Genomic DNA, 25715 nt, shown 5'->3' with positions numbered 1-25715 from the left:
TCTCTACTTATTGCTTATATCAACTGCGCAATCTATATGCAATGACTTACACTTAGCTCTCTACTAGTTACTAATTGCTTTTACGATTCCTTCGACTAAACTAATGAATTTAGGCTTAACTTTTTGTGTAGTCTCAATTACTTCATCATGAGACAATGGCTCAGCTAAAATACCTGCTGCCATATTAGTGATACAGGAAATCCCAAGCACTTCCATTCCAGCATGATTAGCAGTGATAACTTCAGGCACAGTTGACATTCCTACTGCATCACCGCCTAATTGATTAATCATTCTTACTTCAGCAGGAGTCTCATAACTTGGTCCTGACATACCAGTGTAAACTCCTTTTCTTAAACTAAGACCTTTATCATCAGCAACTCTTTCTGCTACTGTAATCAATTGATTACTATATGCTTCAGACATATCAGGAAATCTTGGCCCTAATTCATCTTGATTAGAACCAATTAACGGATTAGTCCCCATTAAATTCAAATGATCATTAATCAACATTAAATCTCCAACATTAAAGTTACGGTTAACTCCACCAGCTGAATTTGTAACTACTAACTTTTCAGCCCCTAATAATTTCATTACCCGGACTGGAAAAGTAATAGCAGACATATCATATCCTTCATAATAATGAAATCTTCCTTGCATAGTAACTACTTTCCGACCTTCTAATTTACCAATCACTAATTGCCCAGCGTGTCCTTCTACAGTTGAAGTAGGAAAATTGGGTATCTCTCCATAAGAAATTTCAATTTTATCTGTTATCTCTTCAGCTAATACTCCTAAACCTGAACCTAAAATTAAAGCTAATTGTGGTTCAAAATCAATCTTATTCTTAATATAATTAACACTCTCTTGCAATTCATCCATTCTAGATTGAGACATTTACAAACTACCCCCTTATTTATTAATCTTTAATTCTTTAGCAAAACTACTTCCATTCCCAGTATCAGGAACAGAGAAAATATCAGCTATTGTAGCAGCTAAATCAGCAAAAGTATCTCTAGTACCTAAGTCCACTCCAGTTTCAGCTCCATAAGCTAATAATGGTACATATTCTCTTGTATGATCTGTTCCTGTATAAGTCGGATCACAACCATGATCAGCTACTATCATTAATAAGTCATCATCATTTAATGCATCAATAATTTCCGGTAAGCGCTGGTCAAAATCCTTTAAAGCTTGAGCATAACCTTCAGGATTTCTCCGGTGACCATACTTTTGATCAAAATCAACTAAATTACTAAAAATCAAACCTTCATTATCTTCTCGCAAATATTCTAAAGTTTTATCGACTCCATCCATATTATCTTTAGTATGAACAGCATCTGTAATACCCTTTTCAACAAAAATATTTTCTATTTTTCCGACTGCTAATACATCTTTATCATTTTCTTTTAAAATGTCTAATACTGTGTCTTGAGGAGGCTCTAAAGAAAAGTCTTTACGATTAGCAGTTCTAGTAAAGTCACCTAATTCACCTACAAAAGGTCTAGCAATAACCCGAGCTACAGCATGCTCTCCTTGCAAAATTTCTCTTGCCTTTCTGCACATTTCATAAAGTTCATCAACTGAAATTACTTCTTCATGAGCAGCAATTTGAAATACACTATCAGCGGAAGTGTAAACAATAGGCTTAGCAGTAGACAAATGTTCTTCTCCTAATTCTTCAATAATTACTGTTCCAGAAGCAGGTTTATTCCCTAAGCTTTCTCTACCAATCGCTTCATGAAATTCTTCCATTACTTCCTCTGGAAATCCATCAGGATAAGTAGGAAAAGGTTCTTGTGATACTAATCCTGCTAATTCCCAATGCCCAGTTGTAGTATCTTTTCCATTAGATTGTTCTTTCATCCGACCAAAAGATGCTTTAGGATCTTCAACTTTATTAACACCTTTAATCTCTGCTAGATTACCTAATCCCAATTGTTCTAAATTAGGCAAATCTAATCCATTTACCATTTCAGCAATATGAGGCAAAGTTGCTGCTCCTTCGTCACCAAATTTCTCTGCATCTGGCAAATAACCAATACCTACACTGTCTAATACAATTACATTTACTCGATTAATTTGATTCATCGTTATCCCCCCGTTAGTTAGATTTTATTTGGCTGTACTTGAATCTTAAATTAACTTAATTAAGTCTTCAGCTTTTATTAACTATTTATTTTGTGTTTATATTATTATAAAAAAAACAATTTATAACTTACTTGTTAGACATCAGACGACTGCTATATTATTTATTCTTTATAAATTATAAAACTCCTGCTTAAGTTCCTAAAAAATTGCTAAATAAACTAATTAATAACGGAGTTAGATAAGTTTCTATTACTGCTGCCATCACTAATAATCCAGCAGACATGCACATTAACAAAGAATAATTAATTATTACAGTAGAAAAATTAGGTGCATGATCATTTTGCCCTACAATTCTAATACTTAGTTTAAAAGCAAAAACTAAACAAAATAAAGCACCTAATAATAATGAAGGTAACATAAATAAATTTTGAGGAAAAATGGCTATCGCAGCTAATAAAAACCCTTTAAAAAACATTTCATCAACCAAAAAACCCACTGTAAATCCTAGAATGAATCCACGAAAGAAGATAATCAGAGGTATAAATACAATTCCTACTAAACTTAAACCTAATAACCATAAAACAAAAACAAATTTTAAATTAGACAAGACAAGTTCTTTAAATACTACTTGACGATTAACTATTAATTTTTCAACTTCTCCTGAAAAATCACCTAAATAATTAACTAATTCTTCTTTCTGCTGATAAGACAAAACTTTAACTGCAATACTACCAGTAATAATACCTACAACTAAAGAAATCAAGATTAATAATAAAAATAATGAATAGCGTCGAAAAAAATAATTTAACTTATGCATTGAATAACCATAATTAATCATGATCTTCTATCCCACCTTGCTTAATGTCTAAAAAGCCTAAATCAATTATTGCTGTTGCTATTTTATCAACTGCTAATATATCTTCATAAGAATTAGAACTAGCAGCTACTATAGTAATTCCTGCACCATACTCTGTAGCTACTGCAATTGCTCTCTGTGCTGCTGTTTTGACTGGTTTGATACCTTTTTGGGATACTGTTCGAACTACTGTACCAGTTATAACTTTTAATGCTTCTTGATTATAGGCAGCGTCAAATGCTACTCCTCCACTATTACTGACAATTATTATAACTTTCCCTGTAAAATTAGCAAATCTAGTTATTTGAGCTCCAACATTAGGGAAAACATCTTCTATTTGAGCTCCACTTTTTACAATTCCCCTACGCACCACTTTTATCTTTTCTAATCTTTGCTCTGGTTTAGAAAAACGAGGCTCTGTAATTATTATAACCTTAGTATTATTCTTTAATGCTACTTTCCCTGCTTGATATCCTATTTTTTTAGGATTGACTTTTACAGGAACATTTATTCCATCAGGACTAGCCCCTAAAACCATTATTGCTCCATCATCTAAAACTGCTTCAGCTGTAGTAGACATATCAATAGCATCAACAATCATAACTACATCACCGCGTTTAGCACCTTGCACTGCTCCTGAAGCATTATACGTTATATTTAAGGTCTTAACTTGATTATTTTTAATCTTCCTCCCCCCTAAACTACAAATTAACCCCTATTTATTTCCAATTGTTCTACTGCAATCACGCCCCCTAATCCAGCTGTTAAAAAATATTCTGGAACTTGATTATAACTATGTCCCATAGTAGTTAACTTAATATCAAAATTATCTAACTCTGAATCTACTTCTTGCTGCGACTTATAAAAAATCTGATGCTTATCGCTAATTTTTGCCTCTTTTAATTGTTCCTGGATTATTCTTTTTCTTTGACCGCTGAATTTAGGAATTCCTATTAATGATTTTACTAATACTAATTCTCCTAAATTAGTTCTGCTATGATGGCTTAAACCATAGTGCCTTTCTCTGGAATCTCCAAAATTGATTCTAGGTACTGCAATCGGAAGGCCACCTAAATTACTAACAGCATTTAATATATCTGCCTGTTCAGTACCACTGAATCCATATTTAGTCCCAGTCCCTACAATACCTGGGCCCATAGTCACAACAATAATATCGACTTCGTGCAGATAAGCTCCCAATAACGCTGAATAAATATTAACCGCTTCTATTTGGCCCCCAAATGCATGCCCACACGTAATGGTTAAATCTATTAACTTTAATTCTTGTAATTGATAGACCAAATCACTCAAAGCCAAAGCTAAGGCAGCACCATCTGTCATAATATAAGCAACTTTAGCTTGAGGTCTCTTAGCCTTAATCATAGCTACAATCGGGGCTAACATACTATGTAAGGTGCCTACTACCACTGGAGTAGCAGCTAAAGAATCTACATCAGCAAATTGTTCGTGGAAATCATTCTCTTGTTCAGCAATCGAACAGGTCTGTAATTGATAGGGAGTATATCTTAATTTCATTATATGTCCTTGTTCTGCTAAAGACTGTTCTTTCCCTAAAATATAAACTATAAAGTCATAACCACCAGTTCCTAACCCCAAAGAAGTAGCAGAAGTATTAACAATTACTTTATCCCCTTCTTCAATTGAGCCCGATAACTGATCATAATTAATAGCGGTTTTTATTTCCCTTCCTATTTTTAATTTTACTTTTGTTAAAGCAGATCTATGAGAAATAATTTCTTCAACTTTAGCTTCTTTTAACTCTATCATCATTTTCTCCTTTCTAAAATTAAAACCTTAGTCATAATTTATTATTACCAGCTTAAGAGCAAAAAATAAAAAAACTCTCAGCAAATTTAACTTTACTGAGAGTTAAAACTTAAAATAAGTTAGCAGATTCTTTAACTATCTCTACCGAATAGCGTACCGCATCAACTAAATCTTTTACTTTGATATTTTCATCAGTAGAATGAACATCAGTCATGCCAACACCTAAATTTACCGTTTCAATTCCTTGCCCATTTAAAATATTAGCATCACTACCACCACCAGTAGCTTCTAATTTAGGTTCTACCCCTAAATTTTTAGCTGCTTCCACTACTAATTTAACCGAAGGATCACTTTCAGTTAAATCAAAAGCAGAATACATCCGTTCTACATCGATATTTACTTCTGCTGAATATTTTTTAGCAGATTTTTCAAAAATATCAATCATATGTTCTATTTGTTGCTCTAACTTATCTTCATCTCTACTACGTGCTTCACCTTCTAATTCAACTAAATCAGGTACAATATTAGTAGCATGACCACCTTTAATAACTCCAATATTAGCAGTTGTTTCTTCATCAATTTGACCTAAATTCAAATTTGAAATAGCCATGCTAGAAACTTTAATAGCATTAACTCCACCTGAAGGATTTAAACCAGCATGAGCTGATTTTCCTATTACTTCAACATTAATCTGATCTTGAGCTGGAGCCTGAGTCACTATAGTTCCAATTGGACCTCCTGAATCATAAATAATACCTAAATCAGCCTCTAATAGATCATAATTTAAATTTTTAGCACCTAATAAACCTATTTCCTCTGCTACAGTAAACACAATCTCTATATCACCATGCTCAATATCACGCTCTTGAATTGCTTTTAGCATTCCTAAAATTGCAGTAATTCCAGCTTTATCGTCAGAACCCAAAATAGTATCTCCCTGACTATAAATAACATCATCTTCAATTACTGCTTCTACATTTTCTCCCGGAATTACTGTATCCATATGAGCACAGAATAACAAAGTAGGCAAATCAGGGTCACCCTTTAATTTAGCAATTATATTACCTGTTTCACCATCAATTTTTTCTCCAGCATCATCAGTTGTTACCTCTAATCCCCATTCTTCTAACAAATTACTTAGGTAGGTAGCTATTTCTCCTTCTTCCTTAGAATGGCTATCAATGCTAACTAATTCTTTAAACTGCTTTACAATCTTATCTTTCATCTCAATTCTCCTTCCTTACTATTATATTATTCAAAACAAAAGAAATTAATTCCTCGTTGAAATAAAGTTAAATACAATTTAAAGGCTCTAGCCTGAACTGCAAGCTAGAGCCGAAAAATAATCTATTTCTTTTGTAGAGCAATTCTTAAACAAACAGTTAAACCACCAAACAAAACAACTAATCCAAATACTAACATGATAATCGCGCCCATAGTCATGATTATTCCTCCTCTAGTGGTTGATGACTTAAGTTAACATTTTGATTCCAATTTACATGTCTCATCATATAAGCAACAGCAATAATACCTAATGCTACTCCCCAACCTAAACTGACAATAGCACTAACTGGATAACCACCATATAATTTATCAAAGTTTCCAGTTACAAGTGGGCCCGCTTCTCTGATTAGTTTATATACTAACATATAACCTAATCCCAAAACAGTTACATATTTAATAGCAAAGTTCCACCAATTACCTACTTTAAAGTCAGAAACTAAATTAACATGATTTTTAATCCGGTTAATATTCCATAAATGGCCAATTACAATACACTCTACAAATCCTACTACTGCTAAACCATAGGCCATTACAAAGTGGTCAATAACATCTAAAATACCAATTCCTAATCCTGTAGCGAAAATTAAACTACCTAGGAATCCAACACTACATACAAGAGTAATTGCTTTCTTACGTCCCATTGCAAACTTATCCATAATTGAAGAAGAAAAAGATTCAATTAAGGACATTGTAGATGATAAACCAGAAATTACTAGACTTAAAAAGAATAAAACACCAAATATTCCTTTAAATGCTGGCAATAAATTAATTGCTTTAGGGAAAGCAACAAAAGCTAAACCTATACCTCCACTAACAACTTCTTCAAAAGGTACTCCTTGGGCTTGAGCCATATATCCAAGCACTCCAAAGACACCCAAACCAGCTAAAAAACTAAATCCACTATTAGCAAAAGCAGTCATAAAAGCATTGTTTACAACATCAGATTTTTTAGGTAAATAACTTGCATAAGCAATCATAATTCCGAAACCTAAACTTAATGTAAAGAAGACCTGGCCATAAGCATCAATCCATACATCTGGATTTAATAATACTGAAAAATCAGGTTGTAAAAAATGGTTAAGCCCCTGAATAGAACCTGGTAAAGTAATACCTCTTAATGTTATTAAAACGAGTAATAATGCTAAAATAGGCATAAATACTTTACTAGCTTTTTCAATTCCTTTTTTAATACCTTTATATAAAATAAAGTAATTTAGACCCCAAACTGCTATTAATCCAAGCAAAACATTAAATTCGAAACCACCAAAGTCCCAAAATCCAGTTGCTTTTAAAAAGTCTCCCATGAAAAAGGCACCGGTTTCAGTACCCCAGCTTTGATTAAAGGCATAAAACAAATAGTTAATGGCCCAAGAAATAATCACTGAATAATAAACCGTTACTATAAAAGTAATGATTACTGCCCACCAACCAACTGTTTCATACTTTTCTTTAATCTTTCTAAATGATAAAGGTGCCGAACCTCTCATCTTATGACCTAATCCCATTTCTAAAATTAATAATGGAATACCTGCTGTTAGTAATGCAAAGAAATAAGGTATTAAAAAAGCACCTCCACCATTATCATAGGCCATATACGGAAAACGCCAAATATTACCTAAACCAATTGCTGATCCAATTGCTGCTAAAACAAATCCAACTCTAGTTCCCCATTGACTACGTTTCTCCTCCATACTCTCAACTCCTTTTCATTTTCTTCTCTATACTTTTTCTACTAGTATGTTTTCTCCTTTATTATATAATTTAATTTAAGGAAATGTCAATAGTTAGAATGATTTAGCTTAGTTATTATATAATTTTTTTGGGAAAAGTTAATTTTTTTAGTTTCTTCCTAATTGGTCTAGAAAATTTAATAATTTATTTCCAGAAATTAATTGACTTAAAGAACAAATCTCAGAACAAAAATTTATTATTATTAATCCACATAACATTAATATTTTTCCCCCCGAAGAAATATTAATAATAAAATTCACTCCTCCTACTGCTCCTAAAACATTAGCCCCTACATCACCCATCATTGCTTCAGCTTTTAAATCAACTGGTAAAAAGAATAAAACCATAATTAAAATTGGCATTAATAATATAATATTTGATGAAAAAAATAATCCTATTCCAGATAATAAAATAAATCCCTTTAGAGCCCGACCTGGTCTAACATCTAATAAGTTAATAAAATTTGCAGCTAATAATACAATTAAAGTTGCTACTAAGGCGGACAATAAATCAAAATACCAATAAAAAAATAAATAAAAAGTAACTATAAAACTTAAACTCATCTTTAAAAAACCAGTAGTTAGTGTAAATTCCAAGAACAAAGCTTTTAAATGTCCTTTAAAACCTTGAAATTCTTTTTGACCTAAAGTATCATCAATAATTCCAATTAGAGTCATAGTTAAGAGTAAAATAATAATTCTAGTACTTAATTGAAGTTCATAAACTCCAACTAAAGTACCTAAAACCAATATGATTATTGAATTAATCCCAAAAACTAATCCATAGCCATAAGGAATTAATTGTTTCTGATAATTTTCAATTACTAAGCCACCTGATTTTAAAAAATCAAAAACTAAAACAAAAGAAATCTTAGTTAAAAAAATAGTACTTAAAACCACCAGCAAGATAGCCATTATTTCACTCCCTTAGTGCAGAGACTAAAACAACTGCAATATCTTTAAATTGCTGCCCTCGATGATAAAAGCCTTTTAAATTTCTACCGGTAACTCGATGACACATATCTACTGCTATTTCTTTTATCTTAAATCCAGCTTGCCAAGTTGCTATAGTTAAAGCCACTTCTACTGCAAATCCAGGAGCAAAATTATTAATTTCTTTTATTATTCTACTATTAACTGCTCTTTGCCCTGATAAGGGAGCGGTAAATTCTTGCCCTGTAATTATTTTTAACCCCCAAGTAGCTAATTTTTTTACTAGACCAAAACCTCCTTGATTAGTTACTTTAGGAAACTTAGCCACTGTCATATCTGCTTCTCTTTTAATAACAGGGGTTATTAACTTTTGTGCTTCTATAGCAGTTACTCCTACATCTGCATCTAATAATAAAATCGTATCTTCCTCTACCTCTTTTAGACCAAAATTTAAAGCAGCACCTTTCCCTTGATTAACTGTTAATTGCAGAACTTTAGCTTTAGTTTGTAGGGCTTGCTGATAAGTTGAGTCAGTCGAACCATCATCTATAACTATTACCTCCTGTACCTCATTTAATTTAAAAACAGTTTCAATGGTTAGCTTAATTCTTTCTTCTTCATTAAAAGCAGGGATTAAAACTGAAACACCCACTCTTTTATCTCCCTTCTTTACTCAAATTAGAGGTTGTTTGACCAACAATTTTCATTAATTTATCAACTGTCTGAGAAAAAGAATTTAATTCCACCTGGGATAAGCGAATGATCTCAGCATTTTTATTAAAATATTGCTGCTTTATTTCTTTATTTGTTCTACCAAGAACTATTATTTTATTATACTTTCCTTGCTCTAAATCATTTTCTTTTAATATTTTAATTACTCCAGGATTAGCTAACTTCAAATAATTTATAACTTTAGTAGTTATTCTTTTTTCTATATTATCCCCCGTTATTACTAATAATTTTTCTCCCTTCAACCTATCTTTAAATAAAAATGATAAAACTTTTTTTCTGTATTTTAAATTAACAGCTAATTGTTCTTCTAACCTGTCAATTTCCCCTTTAAATCTTTGATTCTCAGTTCTTAAAGTTTTGAAATCATCTTTTAAATCACTAATCAGTTTCTGCTGTTGCTCACTAATTGAACCATTTCCAATAATAGTACTTCCAATTAAAATTCCAATAGCTAGAGTAATAAATAAAGCCATGATAGTCACTAAATGATATTTCATATTAACCAGCATTTTATACCACCTAAATTCCTAAACTTAATTTTAATTTAATAATTACTAAATTAAATAATTGTTTTAAAGTTGGAGAAATAAATATAATAGTCAAGATCGGAAACAAAGCCGTTATTAATAGTTGCAAGAAAGATTTTAGCTTTAAATTATTATGCTGATATAATTTATTTACTCCCTTAGCATCTACTAATTTACTACCAATTTTCAATCGAGCTAAAAAAGTACTTGCCATTCCTAATCTGCCTTTTTCCAAAAAATCAATCATATTAGTATGGGTCCCTACAGCTACAATTAATGAAGCCCCTTGTTCGTAGGCTAGTAACATTGCAATATCTTCACTCATACCCGGAGCTGGAAACTTTTTAGCTGTTAAATCTAAGTTCTTAAGTCTTTCCATTCCTGGAGCTTGTCCATCTGGATATGCATGTACAATTAGTTCAGAGCCTTGTCGTAAAGCCTGATTACTTACACTATCCATATCTCCAATAATGATATCGGCTTGAAATCCATATTCTAATAGAGCATCTGCACCTCCATCAACTCCAATTAAAACTGGTTTAACTTGCTGAATATAAGAAGCCACCGTTTCTAAGTCTTGGCGATAATCGCTCCCCCTAACAACAATCAATACTTCTTTCCCTGCTAAATTTGTAGTAATAGGCGGAACATCTAAACCTAAAATTAAATTCTTTTCTTTTTTAGCATAGTTCAAAGTATTATCAATAAATTTATCTAATTCATTAGCTAAATTTTCTTGCGCTAATTTTAACTTTTGATTTATATCGGATTTATTTAATTCTTTACCATGAGCTACAAAATTACCTGAGGTAGATATTTTCTCATTCTTAATTTTTATTTTAGTTCCATTTTCTAAAATATCAAACAAATTTTTATCACAACAATCGATTACAGCTATACCTGCTTCAATTAACTTTTTAGGCCCTAAATTAGGATATCTTCCACTAATAGATTGACTATTATTAATTACCGCTTTAACTTTAGACCTAATTAATGATTTAGCTGCTAACTGGTCAACATCTTGATGATCAATGACTGCAATTTCATTAGGCTTTAACTCTTTTACTAATTCTTTCGTTTTCCTCCCTAATCTAACAGCGCCTTCAATTTTCATCAATTAAAGCCTCCAGACAACTACATATTTAACAGCTCTTAGATTAATAATTATATCTTACTTTATAGTATATCTAATAGTATAAAAATTATACTTTAATCCTTTGCCAAAAAATAAAAAGAGAGACTAGGCTTAAGCCTAATCCCTTAGCTGACCTTCATCTCAATTCTTAACTTATCAGCAATTTTAGCTATAAATTGTGAATTAGTTGGTTTTCCTGTAGAACTTGTAATTGAATGACCAAAAATATCATTAATAGCTTTAGTATTACCATTTTTCCATGCTACTTCTATCGCATGTCTAATTGCTCTCTCTACTCTACTAGCAGTAGTATCAAATTTTTCAGCCACAGACGGATATAATTGTTTTGTTACTGCTCCTAATAATTCTATATCCTTAATTACCATTGTAATTGCCTGTCGTAAATATAAATATCCTTTAATGTGAGCTGGGATTCCTATATTATGCATAATTTCAGTCACACGTTCTTCAATATTAACTTTTTGTTGATTATCTTTTTTGATTATATAATCGTTATTCCCATTATTAGTAGTAGGCTCCATCACCTGTTTAATTCTACTAGCTAATTTGTCTAAGTCGAATGGTTTTAAAATATAATAATCAGCGCCCAAGTCAACCACTTGTTGTGTTAAATCTTCCTGACCAAATGCAGTTAACATGATTATTTTAAAATCTTCTTTCCAGCCTTTTTCTTTTACCTCTTCTAAAACTCCAATTCCATCAAGCTGAGGCATAATTACATCAAGCACTAATACATCAAACTCATTAGCTTCAATTTCTTCTAAAGCATCTACACCATCATGAGCAGTCGTTACCACTGTAAACCCATCTTGTTGATTCAAAAATTCTTCTAACAAATTACAGAAATCCTTATTATCATCCACTAACATAACCTTAATTTCGGATTCTTGTGTCATTTTACTCCTCCTTATTTTTATTGTTTTTCCTATTTAAATATGTTTCTACATATATTTCCAAACTCCTTCTTATAAAATAAAAAAAACCAGAGATTAGGAAACTTTTTCTCTGGTTTTTTTAGTTTGTTCCCAGTATTTTGTCTGCATCAGCATCCACTGGGCCAAAATCCCATAGCCTTTACTTGAATCATTAACAAACACATGAGTAACTACACCCACTAATTTATTATTTTGTACTATCGGACTACCACTCATTCCCTGTACAATACCACCTGTCTGATTTAATAACTCTTGATCAGTAATTTTAATTATTAAACCTTTTTCAGCAGGTTTATATTGTTTTTTAACTTCTTCAATATTAATATCAAAAGAATCTACAGTACCACCGTTAATTACAGTATAAATTTTAGCTGCTCCTTCTTTAACTTCTAAAGAACTAGCCACAGGAATTGCTTGATCAAAATACGGATTTTGTAACCCAGTAAATAATTGACCATAAATACCAAAACGATTATTCTTTTTAATATCTCCAATTAATCCTTGTCGTTTAAAAAAAGTACCCAATTTTTCTCCAGGAATACCTGATTTCCCTTGTTGAATACCTGAAATATAAGCTTTAACAATTTCTCCCTTAGCAATATCAATGGGTAATTGGGTATTAGCTTCTGTAATCATATGGCCTAATGCTCCATAAGATTTATACTGAGGGTCATAAAATGATATAGTTCCTACCCCAGCAGCACCATCATCTACATAAATTCCAATCATATACTGACCTTCTTTATTTACAACTGGTGTTACTGTTTTAGAAACTATTACCCCATTCTGCTTTTTAATTTTAAATCTTAACTTTTCGTCCTCTTTACCAAAATTTTGAATTAATTGAGCTAAATGATACTTATTCTTTATTGAGACTCCATTAACTTTTAATAATTTATCTCCTACTTCTAATCCTGCATTTAGAGCCGGATATCGTTTATGCCCCTTACTATCAACTACAAATGAAGATTTAACAACCATAATTCCATCTGATTGTAAAATAACTCCAATTGAATGACCACCTGGAATCACTTTCACCTCTGGGAAAACATCTATCACCATACTTCGAATAGGAATGATCCCAAATAATTTAAAATCTAAATTATATTTACCTACTGTATTTGATTTAAGAGCCAATTTCTTCCTTAAATTAACTTTTAAACCATCAGCAGTAATCTGTTGCCCATTAATCTTTAAATTTCCAGGTTTTTTTACACTGATCTGAACAGCAAGAGGTAATTTAGGATTTAAATTTTCCTGTCATCCTTTTATTAAATGACAATGTGAAGGCAAACCCAAAAATGATGCAAAATTAGGAAAGAAAAAACTTAAGACTAGAATTAATACTAGATTAATTACTACAACTTTAGAATACTTATTCATTATCTCATCCCCTACACAATCCCCACCTGTGTAGAAAGTAAGCAACTAGGGTAGATCTAAGCATACTGATTGCGCACCTAAACTTGCTCAAATCACAGCGCTTCGGGCTACACGAAGGGTCTCACGCTCTTCGAGACCCGGAGGGACAAACTAAGTCTCTCCCCCACAACATAAGCAAACAAATTTAATAATTTTCTTCTTATAATTAGAAATACCCAATTTCTTTTAATCTATTCAGTTATTTTTTTACAAATTGTTTTCTTAAATAGCATCTTTCTTTTCAGCAGCCTTATGAATGAGTTCAGTTGCATGTCCCAAAGTAGTCGTATTAATATTACCTGCTAACATACGAGCTAATTCTTTAGTCTGCTTATCTGTTGTTAAAGCTTCAGCAGTTGTTTGCGCACTATTATCATTTACTTCTTTTTTAATCAAATAATGTTGATCAGCCATACAAGCAATTTGGGGTAAATGAGTAATACATAGTACCTGATGGCTTTTAGTTAAAAATACTAATTTTTCTGCTACTAACTTAGCAACTCTACCACCAATTCCTGCATCAATTTCATCAAATACAAGAGTAGATAATTGACCTAAGTCAGCCGTGATTGATTTTAAAGCTAACATTACTCGAGATAGTTCTCCTCCGGAAGCAATTTTGGCTAATTTTTTTAATTCTGCTCCTGGATTAGTAGCAATTAAGAAATCAACTTTATCTTTTCCATTAGCAGAAAAATTATCAGTTTCAGTAAACTTAATTTTAAATTTAACTTCAGGCATTGATAAATCATCTAATTGTTTTAATACTTTTTCTTCTATATTTGCCGCTACATTTTTACGGATTTTTGTTAGTTGTTCTGCTAATTTGAAATATTCTTCTTTCAAATCAGCAATTTCAGATTTTATTTGCGACTTACGTTCTTTACTATTTTTTAATTCATCTAATTCTAATTTGATATCTTGATGATACTCTAATATTTCTTCAATTGTATCACCATATTTTCTTTTCAAATTATTAATTAAATCCAATCGCTCTATAATTACTGCTAATCTCTGTTCATTAAATTCTATATCATTTTGATAATCATTTAGTTGAAAAGAAACTTCTTCTAAATCATAAGATACTTGTTCTAATAAATCTAAAGTTTCTTTTAATTGCTCATCCATAACTGGCAAATTTCTTAATTCCTTAAGTAATTGATTTAAATCATCTAAAATACCTGATTGATGCATATCACTTTCATAAATACGTTGATAAGCCTCACTTACAGTTTTACTTATTTCTTCTGCATTATCTAAACGTTTCTTTTCAGACATTAATTCTTCATATTCTCCAACTTCTAACTCTGCTTCTTCAATTTCATTTAATTGAAACTTAAGTAAGTCAATTCTTCTTTCTCTTTCTTTTTGATCTTGATTTAAATCATCTAATTTTTTTTGTTTAGCTTTTAATTCTTTGGCTATTACAGCTAAGTCTTCTTTCAAATCATTAATTTCTGCTCCTTTAAACTCATCTAGTAGTTCTAATTGTTCTTGAGAACTAAGTAATGACTGATATTCATGCTGCCCTTGAATATCAATTAATGACCTACTTAATTTTCGGGTTAATTCTAAAGTAACAACTTGACCATTTACTCGTGATTTATTATTACCAGATTTATTTATTTCTCGTCTTAATATTAAATTATCATCTTCAGATAAGGAAATTCCTAATTCATCAGCTTTATCCTTTACTTCCTGATTATCTTTGATATCAAAACAAGCTCCAATAATAGCTTTTTCTTCGCCATGTCTGATAAAGTCTGTAGATGCTCGAGCTCCTAGTAACATATCTAAAGCTTTAATTACAGTTGATTTTCCTGACCCAGTCTCTCCAGTGAAAATATTAAGTCCTTCTCTAAAATTCAAATTCATTTCTTTAATTAAAGCAAAATTTTCAATTACTAAGTCAGTTAACACTGGATCCGCCTCCTAACTGGTTAAACTTTCTAATTTTTCAATTACAGCCTCAACTTTCTTTTTAGGCTTTATAACTAACATAATAGTATCATCACCAGCAATAGTACCAATTACATGCTTCCAATCACTATTATCTATTAAAGCTGCTACACCTTGAGCAGTTCCGGGCAAAGTACTAACTACAATTAAATTTTCACTATAATCAATATTAATTACTGAATCTTGAAACATTCTTTTCATCCGCGAAGTAGCATTTACTTTTTCTTTATGGCGCGGCGGTAAAGAATATTTATAGCCACCTTCTTCACTAGGTACTTTAATTAAACCCAATTGTTTAACATCACGAGATACAGTAGCTTGAGTCACTTCTATTCCTTCTTGCCTAAGCTTTGCTGCCAATTCTTGTTGGGTTTGAATATTTTCTTCTTTAATTACTTCCATAATTTTTAACTGTCTTTTACTTTTCAATCTCTTCCCCCCCTAAATCAAAACTGACTTCTCTGCAATCTATTACGTAAAATATTATAAAAATTATAATCATCGAGTTTGATTAATTTAGCTTTTAAATCTGATTTCTTTATTTTAATTGTATCACTTGGTTTCACTGAAAAACTATCTTGACCATCAACTGTGAGCATCACATCACTATGATCAGCATCAATTTCCACTCTGATTTCTTCATCTTCAGTAGCAATAATAGAACGTGAATGTAAAGTATGAGGGCAAATAGGAGTTATAATTAATGAATTTAATTTCGGATTTACAATTGGCCCTCCAGCTGATAAAGAATAAGCTGTAGACCCAGTTGGACAAGCTACAATTAACCCATCTCCAGGATAAGTAGCTAAATACTCATCATCAACAAAAGTATCTAATTTAATAATTCGCGAAAAAGGCCCTTTGGTTATTACCAAATCATTAATAGCAATTACACGATTAATAACTTCTTCTTCTCTAATTATTCTTCCTTCTAAAGTCATACGTTCCTCTATAGTATAATCTCCGGCCATTAATTTTTCTAATCCTTCTTCTAATCTATCTACTTCTATATCAGTTAAAAAGCCTAATTGACCTAAATTGATTCCTAAAATAGGTACATCACTAGTAACAAAAGTTCGGGCAGCTTTTAAAAAAGTTCCATCACCACCGAAGACTATTATTAGATCTACTTCCTCCACTAATGAATTATAAAATTTATAATTAACCTGCCTATCAACTAATTCAGCAGTATTTTCATCTAAGCAAAATTCATAATTATGCATTTCTAACCAATCACAGACTTGATTTAATTTTTCTACCGACTGTGATTTTTCTGTATTAGCAATTAAACCAATTTTTTGCATAAATTTTACCTCCATTCAGAACCAAAATCCATCTACTTAACCCAAAAATCAAATTACTGCAACGAATTATGTGCTTCCTTAATTACCTGCTTTATTTCTTGCTGAAACTTTTCCTCTTCATCATTAACTCCACATTTAAAATATGCTAAATATTCTATATTATGACCTTTTCCTCCTGTAATTGGAGAATAAGATAATTGTTCAGGGGTTAATCCTTGCTTCACAGCAAAATCTAAAATTTTATTAATAACCTCTTTATGAATAGCCGGATCTTTAACAACCCCATTATTTCCTACTTTATCAGGACCAGCTTCAAATTGAGGCTTAATTAAAGTCACAATTTCACTATCATCTTTTAATAACTTTTGCAGAGCCGGAAGAATCTTAGTTAGAGAAATAAATGCTACATCTACCACTCCAATATCTCCCTGCTCTGCAATATCATTTGCTTCTAAATAACGAGCATTAGTTTTTTCCATTACTACTACTCGATCATCACTACGTAATTTCCATGCTAATTGATTATAACCTACATCAATAGCATATACCTTTTGAGCACCATTTTGTAAGGAACAATCAGTAAAGCCACCTGTTGATGCTCCAATATCAACAACAATTTTATCACTTAAATCAAGATTAAATTCTTTAATAGCTTTTTCTAACTTTAATCCACCTCGACTAACATAAGAATGCATATCTTGTTTAACACGAATATCAGCTTCAGTATCTACTTGAGTACCTGCTTTATCTATTTGCTGATCATTAACATAAACTAAACCAGCCATAATAGCTCGTTTAGCTTGAGAACGACTTCTAAATTGATCTTGTTTAGCTAATATTTTATCTAATCTTTCTTTAGGCATTTTTTTCCTCCTAACTATATATCGCAATACCAACTTCAAAATTTAATTTTAACATAAATGTTGTATTTAGACTTGGCAATGCCAAATCTCTATATTAGTTTTGATTTCGGCTGTTACTGATTACTGATCACTGCTTTTACTTGTTTTTTAATTCCATCTACATCTAAACCATAACGAGCTAACAAATCATCTTGAGAACCATGTTCTATAAATTTATCTGGTAAAGCAATTCTCTTTACATTAATATCCAAATTATTGTCAACTATTAATTCTGCTACAGCACTACCAAAACCACCTTGCAGCAAATGCTCTTCAGCAGTAAATAAATAGTCATGTTCTTTAACTAATTTAGTAATTAATTCTTCATCTAATGGTTTGACAAAGCGACTATTAACTATTGTTAAATCAATTCCTGCATCTGCTAACTCTTGAGCAGCTTGTAGTGCTCTAGGCACCATCGATCCAACCGCTAGTATTAATCCATCTTTTCCTTCTCTAAGAAGCTCTGCTGTACCTATTTCAAGAGTATCTACTCTACCCTCTTCTTCTACACCTATTATTTCTCCGCGTGGATATCTAAAAGCAATTGGACCCTCATCATATTCGGCTGCAGTTTTAACCATTGCTTTAAGTTCGTTTTCATCTTTAGGAGCCATAACTGTCATATTAGGCATATGACGCAGATAAGAAAAGTCCATGACACCTTGATGAGTTTCTCCATCTTTACCTACTATACCAGCCCGGTCTAAAGCTAATTTAACTGGAGCTTTCTGCAAGCAAACATCATGTACCAATTGATCATAAGCTCGCTGTAAGAAAGTAGAATAGATTGTGACAAAAGGTTTCATTCCTTGTAGAGCTAGACCTGAAGCAAATGTAACTGCATGCTGCTCAGCAATTCCTACATCATAAAAACGATCTGGGAATTCATCTTTAAAATCTCCTACCACTTTTTCCATCGCAGCGCTAATAGCTACAATTCCTTCGTCTTCTTTTGCTAGTTCAGTTAATTGTTGGCTATAGATATTAGTATAAGTTGGTTTATCACGTGTCTTTTTCTTCTTACCTGTTCTAATATTAAAAGGACTTACACCATGATATTTAGATGGATTATCTTCGGCTATTTTATATCCTTTTCCCTTAGTAGTTATAGTATGCAGCAAAACCGGACCTTCAATATTTTTAGCATTTTCTATAGTTTCAATCGTAGCTTTTACATTATGACCATCAATAGGTCCTAAATAGGTAAAACCCATTTCTTCAAATAAAATACCAGGAATAACTAAAAACTTTAAACTATTTTTCAATCTAGCAGCAGTCTTAGTTATTTGATTCCCGAAAGCAGGAATCTTATTCAAAATCTTACCTACATCTTTTTCCACTTGATGCAAGTACGGATTACTACGAATTTTACTTAAATAATTTGACATAGCACCTACATTTTCTGAAATAGACATCTCATTATCATTTAATACTACTAATAAATCTTTGCCAGAATGACCAGCATGATTTAAAGCTTCAAAGGACATACCAGCTGTCAAAGCACCGTCGCCAATTACAGCTGCTATTGTCTGATCTTGTCCTTGCAAATCTCGCGCTGAAGCCATTCCTAACGCTGCCGAAATCGAAGTGCTACTGTGGCCTACATTCAAATGGTCGTGCTCACTTTCTGACCTTTTAGGAAAACCACTTAAGCCATCTAATTGCCGCAAAGTTTTAAACTCTTCTTTACGACCTGTAATCATTTTATGAGCATAAGACTGATGACCTACATCCCAAACTATTTTATCTTGCGGACTATCTAAAACAGTATGCAATGCTAAAGTTAATTCTACTACTCCCAGCGAGGAAGCTAAATGTCCTCCAGTTTCAGATAAATTTATTATTATTTCATCTCTAATTTCTTGAGCTAAATTTTCTAATTGTTCATAATTGAATCCCTTAATATCTTCCGGAGAATTCACTTGAGAAAGTAATTCTTTCATATTAAATATCACCTTCATTTACGAATATTTATCCCACTATAATTCAATACTTACAAGAATTATCGCTTCAAATTTTTATCTAATAATCCCTTTGAATAATATAATCAGCTAATTCCTTTAAAATGTTGGCCTCATCAGTAAAGATATCTAATGCCTCTTTAGCTTCTTCTACAGTTTCAGCCGCTAATTCTTTGGATTCAGATAAACCATAGATAGCTGGAAAAGTAGCTTTATCCTTATTAGAATCACTACCGACTGCCTTACCTAACTTTTCAGATGAACCTTCAACATCTAAAATATCATCTACAATTTGAAAAGCTAAACCAATTTTTTCAGCATAAGTAGTTAATGCAGTTAATTCTTCAGACTTAGCTCCTCCCATTAAAGCACCAATTCTAACTGAAGTTTTAAGTAAAGCACCCGTTTTGTGACGATGAATATAATCTAATTCTTGACTATCAATTTCTTTTCCTTCAGATTCAATATCTACTACTTGCCCACCGACCATACCTTGATGGCCAGCCCCTTCAGCTAATTCTTTAGTGATCATATTTATTTTTTTAGCATCGACTGCTTTAATATCACTAAGCAACTCAAAAGCTAAAGTTAATAAAGCATCCCCAGCTAAAATAGCTAGCGCAGGACTAAACTTATTATGATTACTAGGTTGGCCTCGTCTAATATCATCATCATCCATACTTGGCAAATCATCATGAATCAAAGAGTAATTATGAACTAACTCTACTGCACAAGCAGCTGGCAAAACATCTTCTTCAGCTAAGTCACCTACTAATTTTGCTGCTACTAAAGTTAAAATAGGCCGTAAACGTTTCCCGCCAGCCAAAACACTATAACGCATCGATTGATGTAATTTACTTGGTTTTAAATCTGCTGCGGGAAGATAGTTATCTAAAGCTTGATTAATTATTTTATTTTTCTTAGAAATAAATGTTTTAATCGCCATTACAAACTACCTTCTTCCGTATAATTTTCTAACTCGATAGTCCCTTCTTCATCTCTAATGATCTCTATTTTTTCTTCTGCTTGTTCTAATTTATTAGAGCAAAATTTGCTCAATTTAACGCCTTGTTGATATTTTTGTAATGCTTCATCTAGTGAAATATCCTTATCTTCTAAATTTTCAATAATTTCTTCTAATTGAGATATTGCTTCTTCAAAAGATAGCTCTTGCTCCTCCATAATCAACAACCCCTTACAATTTAATTCAACTTTAGTTATTCTCTATCAAATTACTATTACCTGCATGAAAACCTTAGTTATTCAAATTCATTTTCTTGTTTAATATCCTTTACTTCACAGATCAATTCCCCATCCTGCACAATAACCTCTACTTCATTCCCCACTTCTACTTCTGTAATTGATTTAACCTTTTCCTCGTTATCTACTCTTCTAGTTAAACTATAACCACGACCTAAAGTATGCAGGGGAGATAATGAATCTAATTTACCTATGACCGCCTCTAATTTATCCTCTTTAGCAGCTAATAAATTAGTCATGTTTTTATCTAAGCGTTGAGCTAAGTCATCTATTTTTTGAGCATTTTCATTAATTCGATCTGGAAATAATCTAAAAGCAGATTTAGAAATCAAATTATCTAATCTTTGTTCCTCTTGCTCTAATTTATTATTAATCGCAGCATTTAAGTTATTAATCAACCGCTGTAAATACTTCTTTAATTCTTGACGATCAGAAACTACTAATTCTGCAGCTGCTGAAGGGGTGGGTGCCCTTAAATCAGCTACAAAATCTGAAATAGTATAATCAGTTTCATGGCCCACTGCTGAAATAACTGGAGTCTTCGAATTAAAAATCGCCCGGGCTAATTTTTCTTTATTAAAGGCCCATAAGTCCTCTAAAGACCCTCCTCCGCGACCAATAATTATCACATCTACATCAAATTGATCATTTAACAATTCTAAGCCCCGGAGTAAAGTAGGCTCAGCATTATCACCTTGTACAGTAGCAGGAGCAATCAATAATGAAACATTAGTAAATCTACGTTTCACAACACTAATAATATCTCTAATCGCTGCCCCAGTAGGTGAAGTAATAACTCCGATCTTTTGTGGTATTTCTGGTAATTCTCTCTTATGCTGCTCTTTAAAAAGCCCTTCTTTTTCTAATTTTTTCTTCAACTGCTCAAAAGCAATATGTAACGCCCCAGTACCTTTAGGTTGGACATCAGATACTTGAATCTGATATTCGCCCCGAGGCGGATATACTGTGATTTGACCTTCTAAAACAACTTCCATTCCATCTTCTAATTCAAATTCAACTTTTTCTTTAACCCGATTAAACATAACCGCTTTTAATTGGGTATCCTCATCCTTAAGGGTGAAATAAACATGACCTGAGGCATAATGACAATAGTAATTAGAAACTTCTCCTTGTACTAATACCTGCTGCAAATTGGGGTCATACTGCAAGACCCCTTTAATATAATCATTCAATTGTGAAACTGTTAATACTTCTTCCATCAAATCTGCCATATTACCCCCGTCTTTGTTCACAAGCGGTAATAGTATTTTCTAATAACGTAGCAATTGTCATCGGGCCAATTCCACCAGGCACTGGAGTAATAGCAGCAACTTTTTCTTTTACAGCTTCAAATTCAACATCTCCTACTAAACCATCATCAGTTCGATTAATACCTACATCAATCACTATTGCTCCTTCTTTCACCATATCTGCTGTAATAAATTCTTCCCGTCCTACTGCAGCAATCAATATATCTGCCTGAGAGGTATGCGCCTTTAAATCCTTAGTCCGACTATGACAAATTGTTACCGTGGCATTATTATGCAGTAACATATTTGCTATAGGTTTCCCAACAATATTACTTCTTCCAACTATCACTGCTTCTTTACCTTCGATATCTATATTATATTCGTTTAACACTTCTATAATCCCTTTAGGAGTACAAGGCGCCAAATCCATATCTCCTTGCGTTACTAAACGTCCTACATTAGCAGGATGAAATCCATCTACATCTTTTTCAGGTACAATAGATTCAATTACCTTTTCTTCATCAATATGTTCTGGCAGTGGAAGTTGTACTAAAATTCCATCAACCTGCTCGTCTTTGTTTAAATCTTCAATTTCAGCTAATAAATCTTCTTGACTTACATCTTGTGGTAGGTCAACTATATTCGAATTGATTCCTACTCGCTTACAAGCCTTCTCTTTATATGATACATAAACCTGTGAAGCTGGGTCATTTCCAACTAGAACAACTGTTAAGCCCGGTTCAATCCCTTTTTCTTTCAAACTTTTAATTTCACTTTCTAAATTATCTTCTACTTTTTCAGCTACTTTTTTCCCGTCTAAAATTTTATCACTTTTTACTTCCATATTTCATCCCTCCTGAGTTAGTTTACAATTCTTTAATTTAATTAACTTTAGAGTAAGTTTTAATTACTCATAATTTTTTTCAAAACTATTTTTCATCAGCAATTATATTATAGCACAAAATGAAAAATAATGAAAAACTAATCCGCTATTCCTATTCTTATTTTTTCCATTTGCTGCAAGCTTTTATACTATACAGTACTAAATTCTTTTAAACCCACTATCTTGATGTAGAAATTTATAATTTTTTTAGATATATTGACAAATATATATTATAATTAATATAAGAAAAGATAAATACAATACTTAATTTAAGAAAGGAGATTGTTATGAAGAAAAAAATCGCAATTTTTACTTTTAACGGAGAACTGATGTGTTTTGCTCATGCTTTATTAAATGCAATTGATTTACATGAAAAAGGTCATGAAGTTAAACTAATTATTGAGGGGAGCTCTACACAATTATTACCTCAATTACATAATCCTGATAAACCTTTTTCTAAACAATATCAAAAATGTCGGGATTTAGACCTTTTAGATGGTATTTGTAAAGCCTGCGCTAACAAAATGGGGACTCTAGAATTTGCCCAAGAGCATGACTTACCTGTTATAGGAAATATGTCTGGTCATCCAGCCATGGAAGATTACATTGCAGATGGTTATGAAATAATTTCTATGTAAAGTGTAACTGGCAGTCTTACCATTAAAGTAAAACTATCATTAGATTACTTAGCAAGTTTTTCGCAGTGATATTAAATTTAGGTTAATGAAGAAATGCTTGCTAAGTAATCTCTAAGTTACACTTTATATAACAATTAAAAATGAAAGGAGTTAGCAAAATGGCCAAGCTAATCAAACAATTCTTTGATTTAATCAATCCTGAAAACAATGAAAAAAGTTCAGGCGTAGTTATTAAATTAGAATTAGAATCGGAAACTAAAAAATTTATTGATTTTTATTCCTTTCTTAGCAAGTGCCCTAATCCTAATCAAGCATTCGAAAAAAATATGCAGAAAAAACAGACAGTTAATATGAAAATTGCTGATGAAAAAGCTAAAAATATACTTGAAAATTATCGTCAAAATAAAGACTTCACAGAATTATAATTTTACAAGACTGTTCATGGCTTAATGAAATCACTCTGCTTTGAGCTCATTACAACTTCACGGGCCTAATTATTAGAGCTTTAAACCAATTGCAGCTGTTCATTTACAGTCTAAAAAACATGACTGCTCATGGCTTCAGCATAGCGCTTAAAATCTATGCTGAATTACTTAGTGACGAGACTAGTTATCAAACTTTAACCCAATTGCGGCTGTTCCCACGGCGTTATCACTACTCCAGCGGGGGTCAGCAAAGTAAAGCTGTGTGTCTGAATTTTTTTCTTCTAAATCAGCCTTTAATTTATCTCTTAGGTATTGATTAGCCATCACTCCACCTACTAATAGAACATCTTGGCAATCATATTCTTTTACTGCCTTAGATAAGACCTCAATTAATGAATGAGCTATTGACTGTTGCACTCCTAGTGCAATATCTGCTTTATTTTTTCCTGCTTCAATTTCCCGCATTGCTGCTGAACATGGTCCCGAAAAACTAACTTCTAATCCTTGTACAGAATGTGGTATATCAACAGTATCTTCAGAACCTTGTTGAGCTAACTTTTCCAATTCCGGTCCGGCTGGAAAAGACAAACCTAATTTCACTCCTACCCGATCAATAAACTGCCCTGCTGTTAAATCTTGACTACCTCCTATTTTTTCAATTTCAAAACTAGCATTTTCTTTCTCGTTAACAAGCAATAATTCAGAAGTCCCTCCTGATAGGTGCAAAGCTAAAAAACGCTCTGAATGATAAATCTCATTGGACCATAAACCAGCCATTAAATGTCCCGCTTGATGAGAAACTTTTTCTAAGGAAGCATTCAAAGCCTGAGCTAATGTTGCAGCTTGGCCCTCTCCTACTCTAAACACTGGCATATAAGAATCTGCTTCATTTCGAGGTCTACTGCTAACCACTATTTTTACTATCTGTTCTTGATGACCAGCAATCACTTCATTAATGATTTCTGGTAACTTTTCAACGTGTTGAAAGACTGCCTTAGATTGGCGCAATCCACGATTTCCTTTTTCAACTTCTAATCTAGCCCTATTTTGAGTAACTAACTCTCCTGTCTGAGCAACTAAAGCAGCAGAAGTAGTATAATTACTAGTATCAATCCCTAAGATTAAGTCTTTACTCATTATCATTTAACTCCAATTCATCAATTAGACGACCCAAAACGCCATTGACAAATTTAGCTGACTTTTGATTACTAAAACTCTTAGCTAATTCTACTGCTTCATCTATTGAAACTGCTGAAGGAATATCATCTTGATATAACATCTCATAAACAGCTAACCTAATAATATTCCGGTCCACTTTAGCCATCCGTTTAACTTTCCAATTAGTAACATTTTCATTAATCTGTTTATCAATTTCATTTAACTCTTCATTAACTCCAAAAATTAAGTCTATCACAAAACTATCTTTTAAATTCAATTCCGGATGTTCTTCTTTTAAATTATTTAAATTATCTTCTAAACTATTTTGATTAATATCCATTTGATATAAAAATTGTACAGCAATTTCTCGTGCTTGATGTCTATTAATTTCTTCTTTCATTACAATCGCTCCTTTTTTTACTGTTATAATCTATTTAATTATTCACTATTACCATATAGTATCACCTATTAAACTGCAAATCAAATAAAAAAACCACCCTAAAGGTGGTTGAATTATCCCT

General features: G+C 32.1%; 27 protein-coding genes. 2 read left to right on the top strand and 25 right to left on the bottom strand.

Annotated features, from left to right (window positions below; translation table 11 throughout):
- Window positions 1–63 precede the first annotated feature (63 nt).
- From JOC47_RS00415 to folD, 23 genes are all read right to left on the bottom strand, one after another.
- Window positions 64–894 (bottom strand): purine-nucleoside phosphorylase, encoded by an 831-nt coding sequence (locus tag JOC47_RS00415; RefSeq protein ID WP_204699984.1) that lies wholly within the window; start codon window positions 892–894, stop codon window positions 64–66.
- Window positions 895–909: 15 nt separating this feature from the next.
- On the bottom strand, window positions 910–2088 hold the full coding sequence (locus JOC47_RS00410; protein WP_204699983.1) for a phosphopentomutase: 1179 nt from the start codon (window positions 2086–2088) through the stop codon (window positions 910–912).
- Between the two features lie 190 nt (window positions 2089–2278).
- Window positions 2279–2926 (bottom strand): stage II sporulation protein M, encoded by a 648-nt coding sequence (gene spoIIM / locus JOC47_RS00405; protein ID WP_204699982.1) that lies wholly within the window; start codon window positions 2924–2926, stop codon window positions 2279–2281.
- Window positions 2919–3575 (bottom strand): hypothetical protein, encoded by a 657-nt coding sequence (locus JOC47_RS00400; RefSeq protein ID WP_338035286.1) that lies wholly within the window; start codon window positions 3573–3575, stop codon window positions 2919–2921. Before JOC47_RS00400 ends, spoIIM begins: the two co-directional genes overlap by 8 nt.
- 77 nt (window positions 3576–3652) lie before the next feature.
- Window positions 3653–4735: a DUF3866 family protein gene (locus tag JOC47_RS00395; protein WP_239550829.1), complete on the bottom strand. Its 1083-nt coding sequence runs from the start codon at window positions 4733–4735 to the stop codon at window positions 3653–3655.
- A gap of 106 nt (window positions 4736–4841) precedes the next feature.
- A complete protein-coding gene (locus JOC47_RS00390; protein ID WP_204699981.1) occupies window positions 4842–5957 on the bottom strand; it encodes a M20/M25/M40 family metallo-hydrolase in 1116 nt (371 codons plus the stop codon).
- A gap of 122 nt (window positions 5958–6079) precedes the next feature.
- A complete protein-coding gene (locus JOC47_RS00385; protein ID WP_204699980.1) occupies window positions 6080–6175 on the bottom strand; it encodes a MetS family NSS transporter small subunit in 96 nt (31 codons plus the stop codon).
- A 2-nt stretch (window positions 6176–6177) separates the two neighbouring features.
- Window positions 6178–7707, bottom strand: coding sequence for a sodium-dependent transporter (locus tag JOC47_RS00380; RefSeq protein ID WP_204699979.1), 1530 nt, complete (start codon window positions 7705–7707; stop codon window positions 6178–6180).
- Window positions 7708–7854: 147 nt separating this feature from the next.
- A complete protein-coding gene (locus tag JOC47_RS00375) occupies window positions 7855–8661 on the bottom strand; it encodes a glycosyl transferase family 4 (protein ID WP_204699978.1) in 807 nt (268 codons plus the stop codon).
- A 4-nt stretch (window positions 8662–8665) separates the two neighbouring features.
- Window positions 8666–9331, bottom strand: coding sequence for a glycosyltransferase (locus tag JOC47_RS00370; protein WP_204699977.1), 666 nt, complete (start codon window positions 9329–9331; stop codon window positions 8666–8668).
- A 4-nt stretch (window positions 9332–9335) separates the two neighbouring features.
- Window positions 9336–9920 carry a copper transporter gene (locus JOC47_RS00365; RefSeq protein ID WP_204699976.1) on the bottom strand — a complete coding sequence of 195 codons (585 nt, stop codon included), beginning with the start codon at window positions 9918–9920 and terminating at the stop codon, window positions 9336–9338.
- Between the two features lie 10 nt (window positions 9921–9930).
- Window positions 9931–11052 (bottom strand): putative cytokinetic ring protein SteA, encoded by a 1122-nt coding sequence (steA, locus tag JOC47_RS00360; RefSeq protein ID WP_204699975.1) that lies wholly within the window; start codon window positions 11050–11052, stop codon window positions 9931–9933.
- A gap of 146 nt (window positions 11053–11198) precedes the next feature.
- Window positions 11199–11990, bottom strand: a complete 792-nt coding sequence (spo0A, locus tag JOC47_RS00355; protein WP_204699974.1) for a sporulation transcription factor Spo0A — start codon at window positions 11988–11990, stop codon at window positions 11199–11201.
- 93 nt (window positions 11991–12083) lie between these two features.
- Entirely contained in the window at window positions 12084–13250 is a 1167-nt protein-coding gene (gene spoIVB / locus JOC47_RS00350; protein WP_338035298.1) for a SpoIVB peptidase, read from the bottom strand.
- 423 nt (window positions 13251–13673) lie between these two features.
- Window positions 13674–15371, bottom strand: coding sequence for a DNA repair protein RecN (gene recN, locus JOC47_RS00345; RefSeq protein ID WP_204699973.1), 1698 nt, complete (start codon window positions 15369–15371; stop codon window positions 13674–13676).
- Between the two features lie 12 nt (window positions 15372–15383).
- Window positions 15384–15839 carry an arginine repressor gene (gene argR / locus JOC47_RS00340; protein ID WP_204699972.1) on the bottom strand — a complete coding sequence of 152 codons (456 nt, stop codon included), beginning with the start codon at window positions 15837–15839 and terminating at the stop codon, window positions 15384–15386.
- Window positions 15840–15856: 17 nt separating this feature from the next.
- The gene (locus tag JOC47_RS00335; RefSeq protein ID WP_204699971.1) at window positions 15857–16714 is read right to left on the bottom strand and encodes an NAD(+)/NADH kinase; all 858 of its coding nucleotides are present in this window, start codon (window positions 16712–16714) and stop codon (window positions 15857–15859) included.
- A 53-nt stretch (window positions 16715–16767) separates the two neighbouring features.
- Window positions 16768–17577 carry a TlyA family RNA methyltransferase gene (locus JOC47_RS00330; protein WP_204699970.1) on the bottom strand — a complete coding sequence of 270 codons (810 nt, stop codon included), beginning with the start codon at window positions 17575–17577 and terminating at the stop codon, window positions 16768–16770.
- A gap of 113 nt (window positions 17578–17690) precedes the next feature.
- Window positions 17691–19562 (bottom strand): 1-deoxy-D-xylulose-5-phosphate synthase, encoded by a 1872-nt coding sequence (gene dxs, locus JOC47_RS00325; protein WP_204699969.1) that lies wholly within the window; start codon window positions 19560–19562, stop codon window positions 17691–17693.
- Between the two features lie 79 nt (window positions 19563–19641).
- The gene (locus JOC47_RS00320) at window positions 19642–20526 is read right to left on the bottom strand and encodes a polyprenyl synthetase family protein (protein ID WP_204699968.1); all 885 of its coding nucleotides are present in this window, start codon (window positions 20524–20526) and stop codon (window positions 19642–19644) included.
- Window positions 20526–20762: an exodeoxyribonuclease VII small subunit gene (gene xseB, locus JOC47_RS00315; protein ID WP_204699967.1), complete on the bottom strand. Its 237-nt coding sequence runs from the start codon at window positions 20760–20762 to the stop codon at window positions 20526–20528. Before xseB ends, JOC47_RS00320 begins: the two co-directional genes overlap by 1 nt.
- Before the next feature lie 77 nt (window positions 20763–20839).
- Window positions 20840–22072: an exodeoxyribonuclease VII large subunit gene (xseA, locus tag JOC47_RS00310; RefSeq protein ID WP_239550828.1), complete on the bottom strand. Its 1233-nt coding sequence runs from the start codon at window positions 22070–22072 to the stop codon at window positions 20840–20842.
- 1 nt (window position 22073) lies between these two features.
- Window positions 22074–22934, bottom strand: coding sequence for a bifunctional methylenetetrahydrofolate dehydrogenase/methenyltetrahydrofolate cyclohydrolase FolD (gene folD / locus JOC47_RS00305; RefSeq protein ID WP_204699966.1), 861 nt, complete (start codon window positions 22932–22934; stop codon window positions 22074–22076).
- A gap of 326 nt (window positions 22935–23260) precedes the next feature.
- Between folD and JOC47_RS00300 the strand changes: the two genes are divergently transcribed.
- A complete protein-coding gene (locus tag JOC47_RS00300; RefSeq protein ID WP_204699965.1) occupies window positions 23261–23611 on the top strand; it encodes a ribonuclease H family protein in 351 nt (116 codons plus the stop codon).
- A 158-nt stretch (window positions 23612–23769) separates the two neighbouring features.
- Window positions 23770–24036, top strand: a complete 267-nt coding sequence (locus JOC47_RS00295) for a hypothetical protein (RefSeq protein ID WP_204699964.1) — start codon at window positions 23770–23772, stop codon at window positions 24034–24036.
- 180 nt (window positions 24037–24216) lie between these two features.
- Here the strand turns inward: JOC47_RS00295 and JOC47_RS00290 are convergent, their stop codons facing one another.
- Both JOC47_RS00290 and nusB read right to left on the bottom strand, forming a co-directional pair.
- Window positions 24217–25173 carry a Kae1-like domain-containing protein gene (locus JOC47_RS00290; protein ID WP_204699963.1) on the bottom strand — a complete coding sequence of 319 codons (957 nt, stop codon included), beginning with the start codon at window positions 25171–25173 and terminating at the stop codon, window positions 24217–24219.
- Entirely contained in the window at window positions 25166–25594 is a 429-nt protein-coding gene (gene nusB, locus JOC47_RS00285) for a transcription antitermination factor NusB (RefSeq protein ID WP_204699962.1), read from the bottom strand. Before nusB ends, JOC47_RS00290 begins: the two co-directional genes overlap by 8 nt.
- Window positions 25595–25715: the final 121 nt, after the last annotated feature.

This window comes from Halanaerobacter jeridensis (assembly GCF_016908315.1).
Taxonomy (GTDB): Bacteria; Bacillota; Halanaerobiia; order Halobacteroidales; family Halobacteroidaceae; genus Halanaerobacter; species Halanaerobacter jeridensis.
Note: the sequence above shows the minus strand (reverse complement) of the source record. Positions and strands in the feature narration are given on the sequence as shown.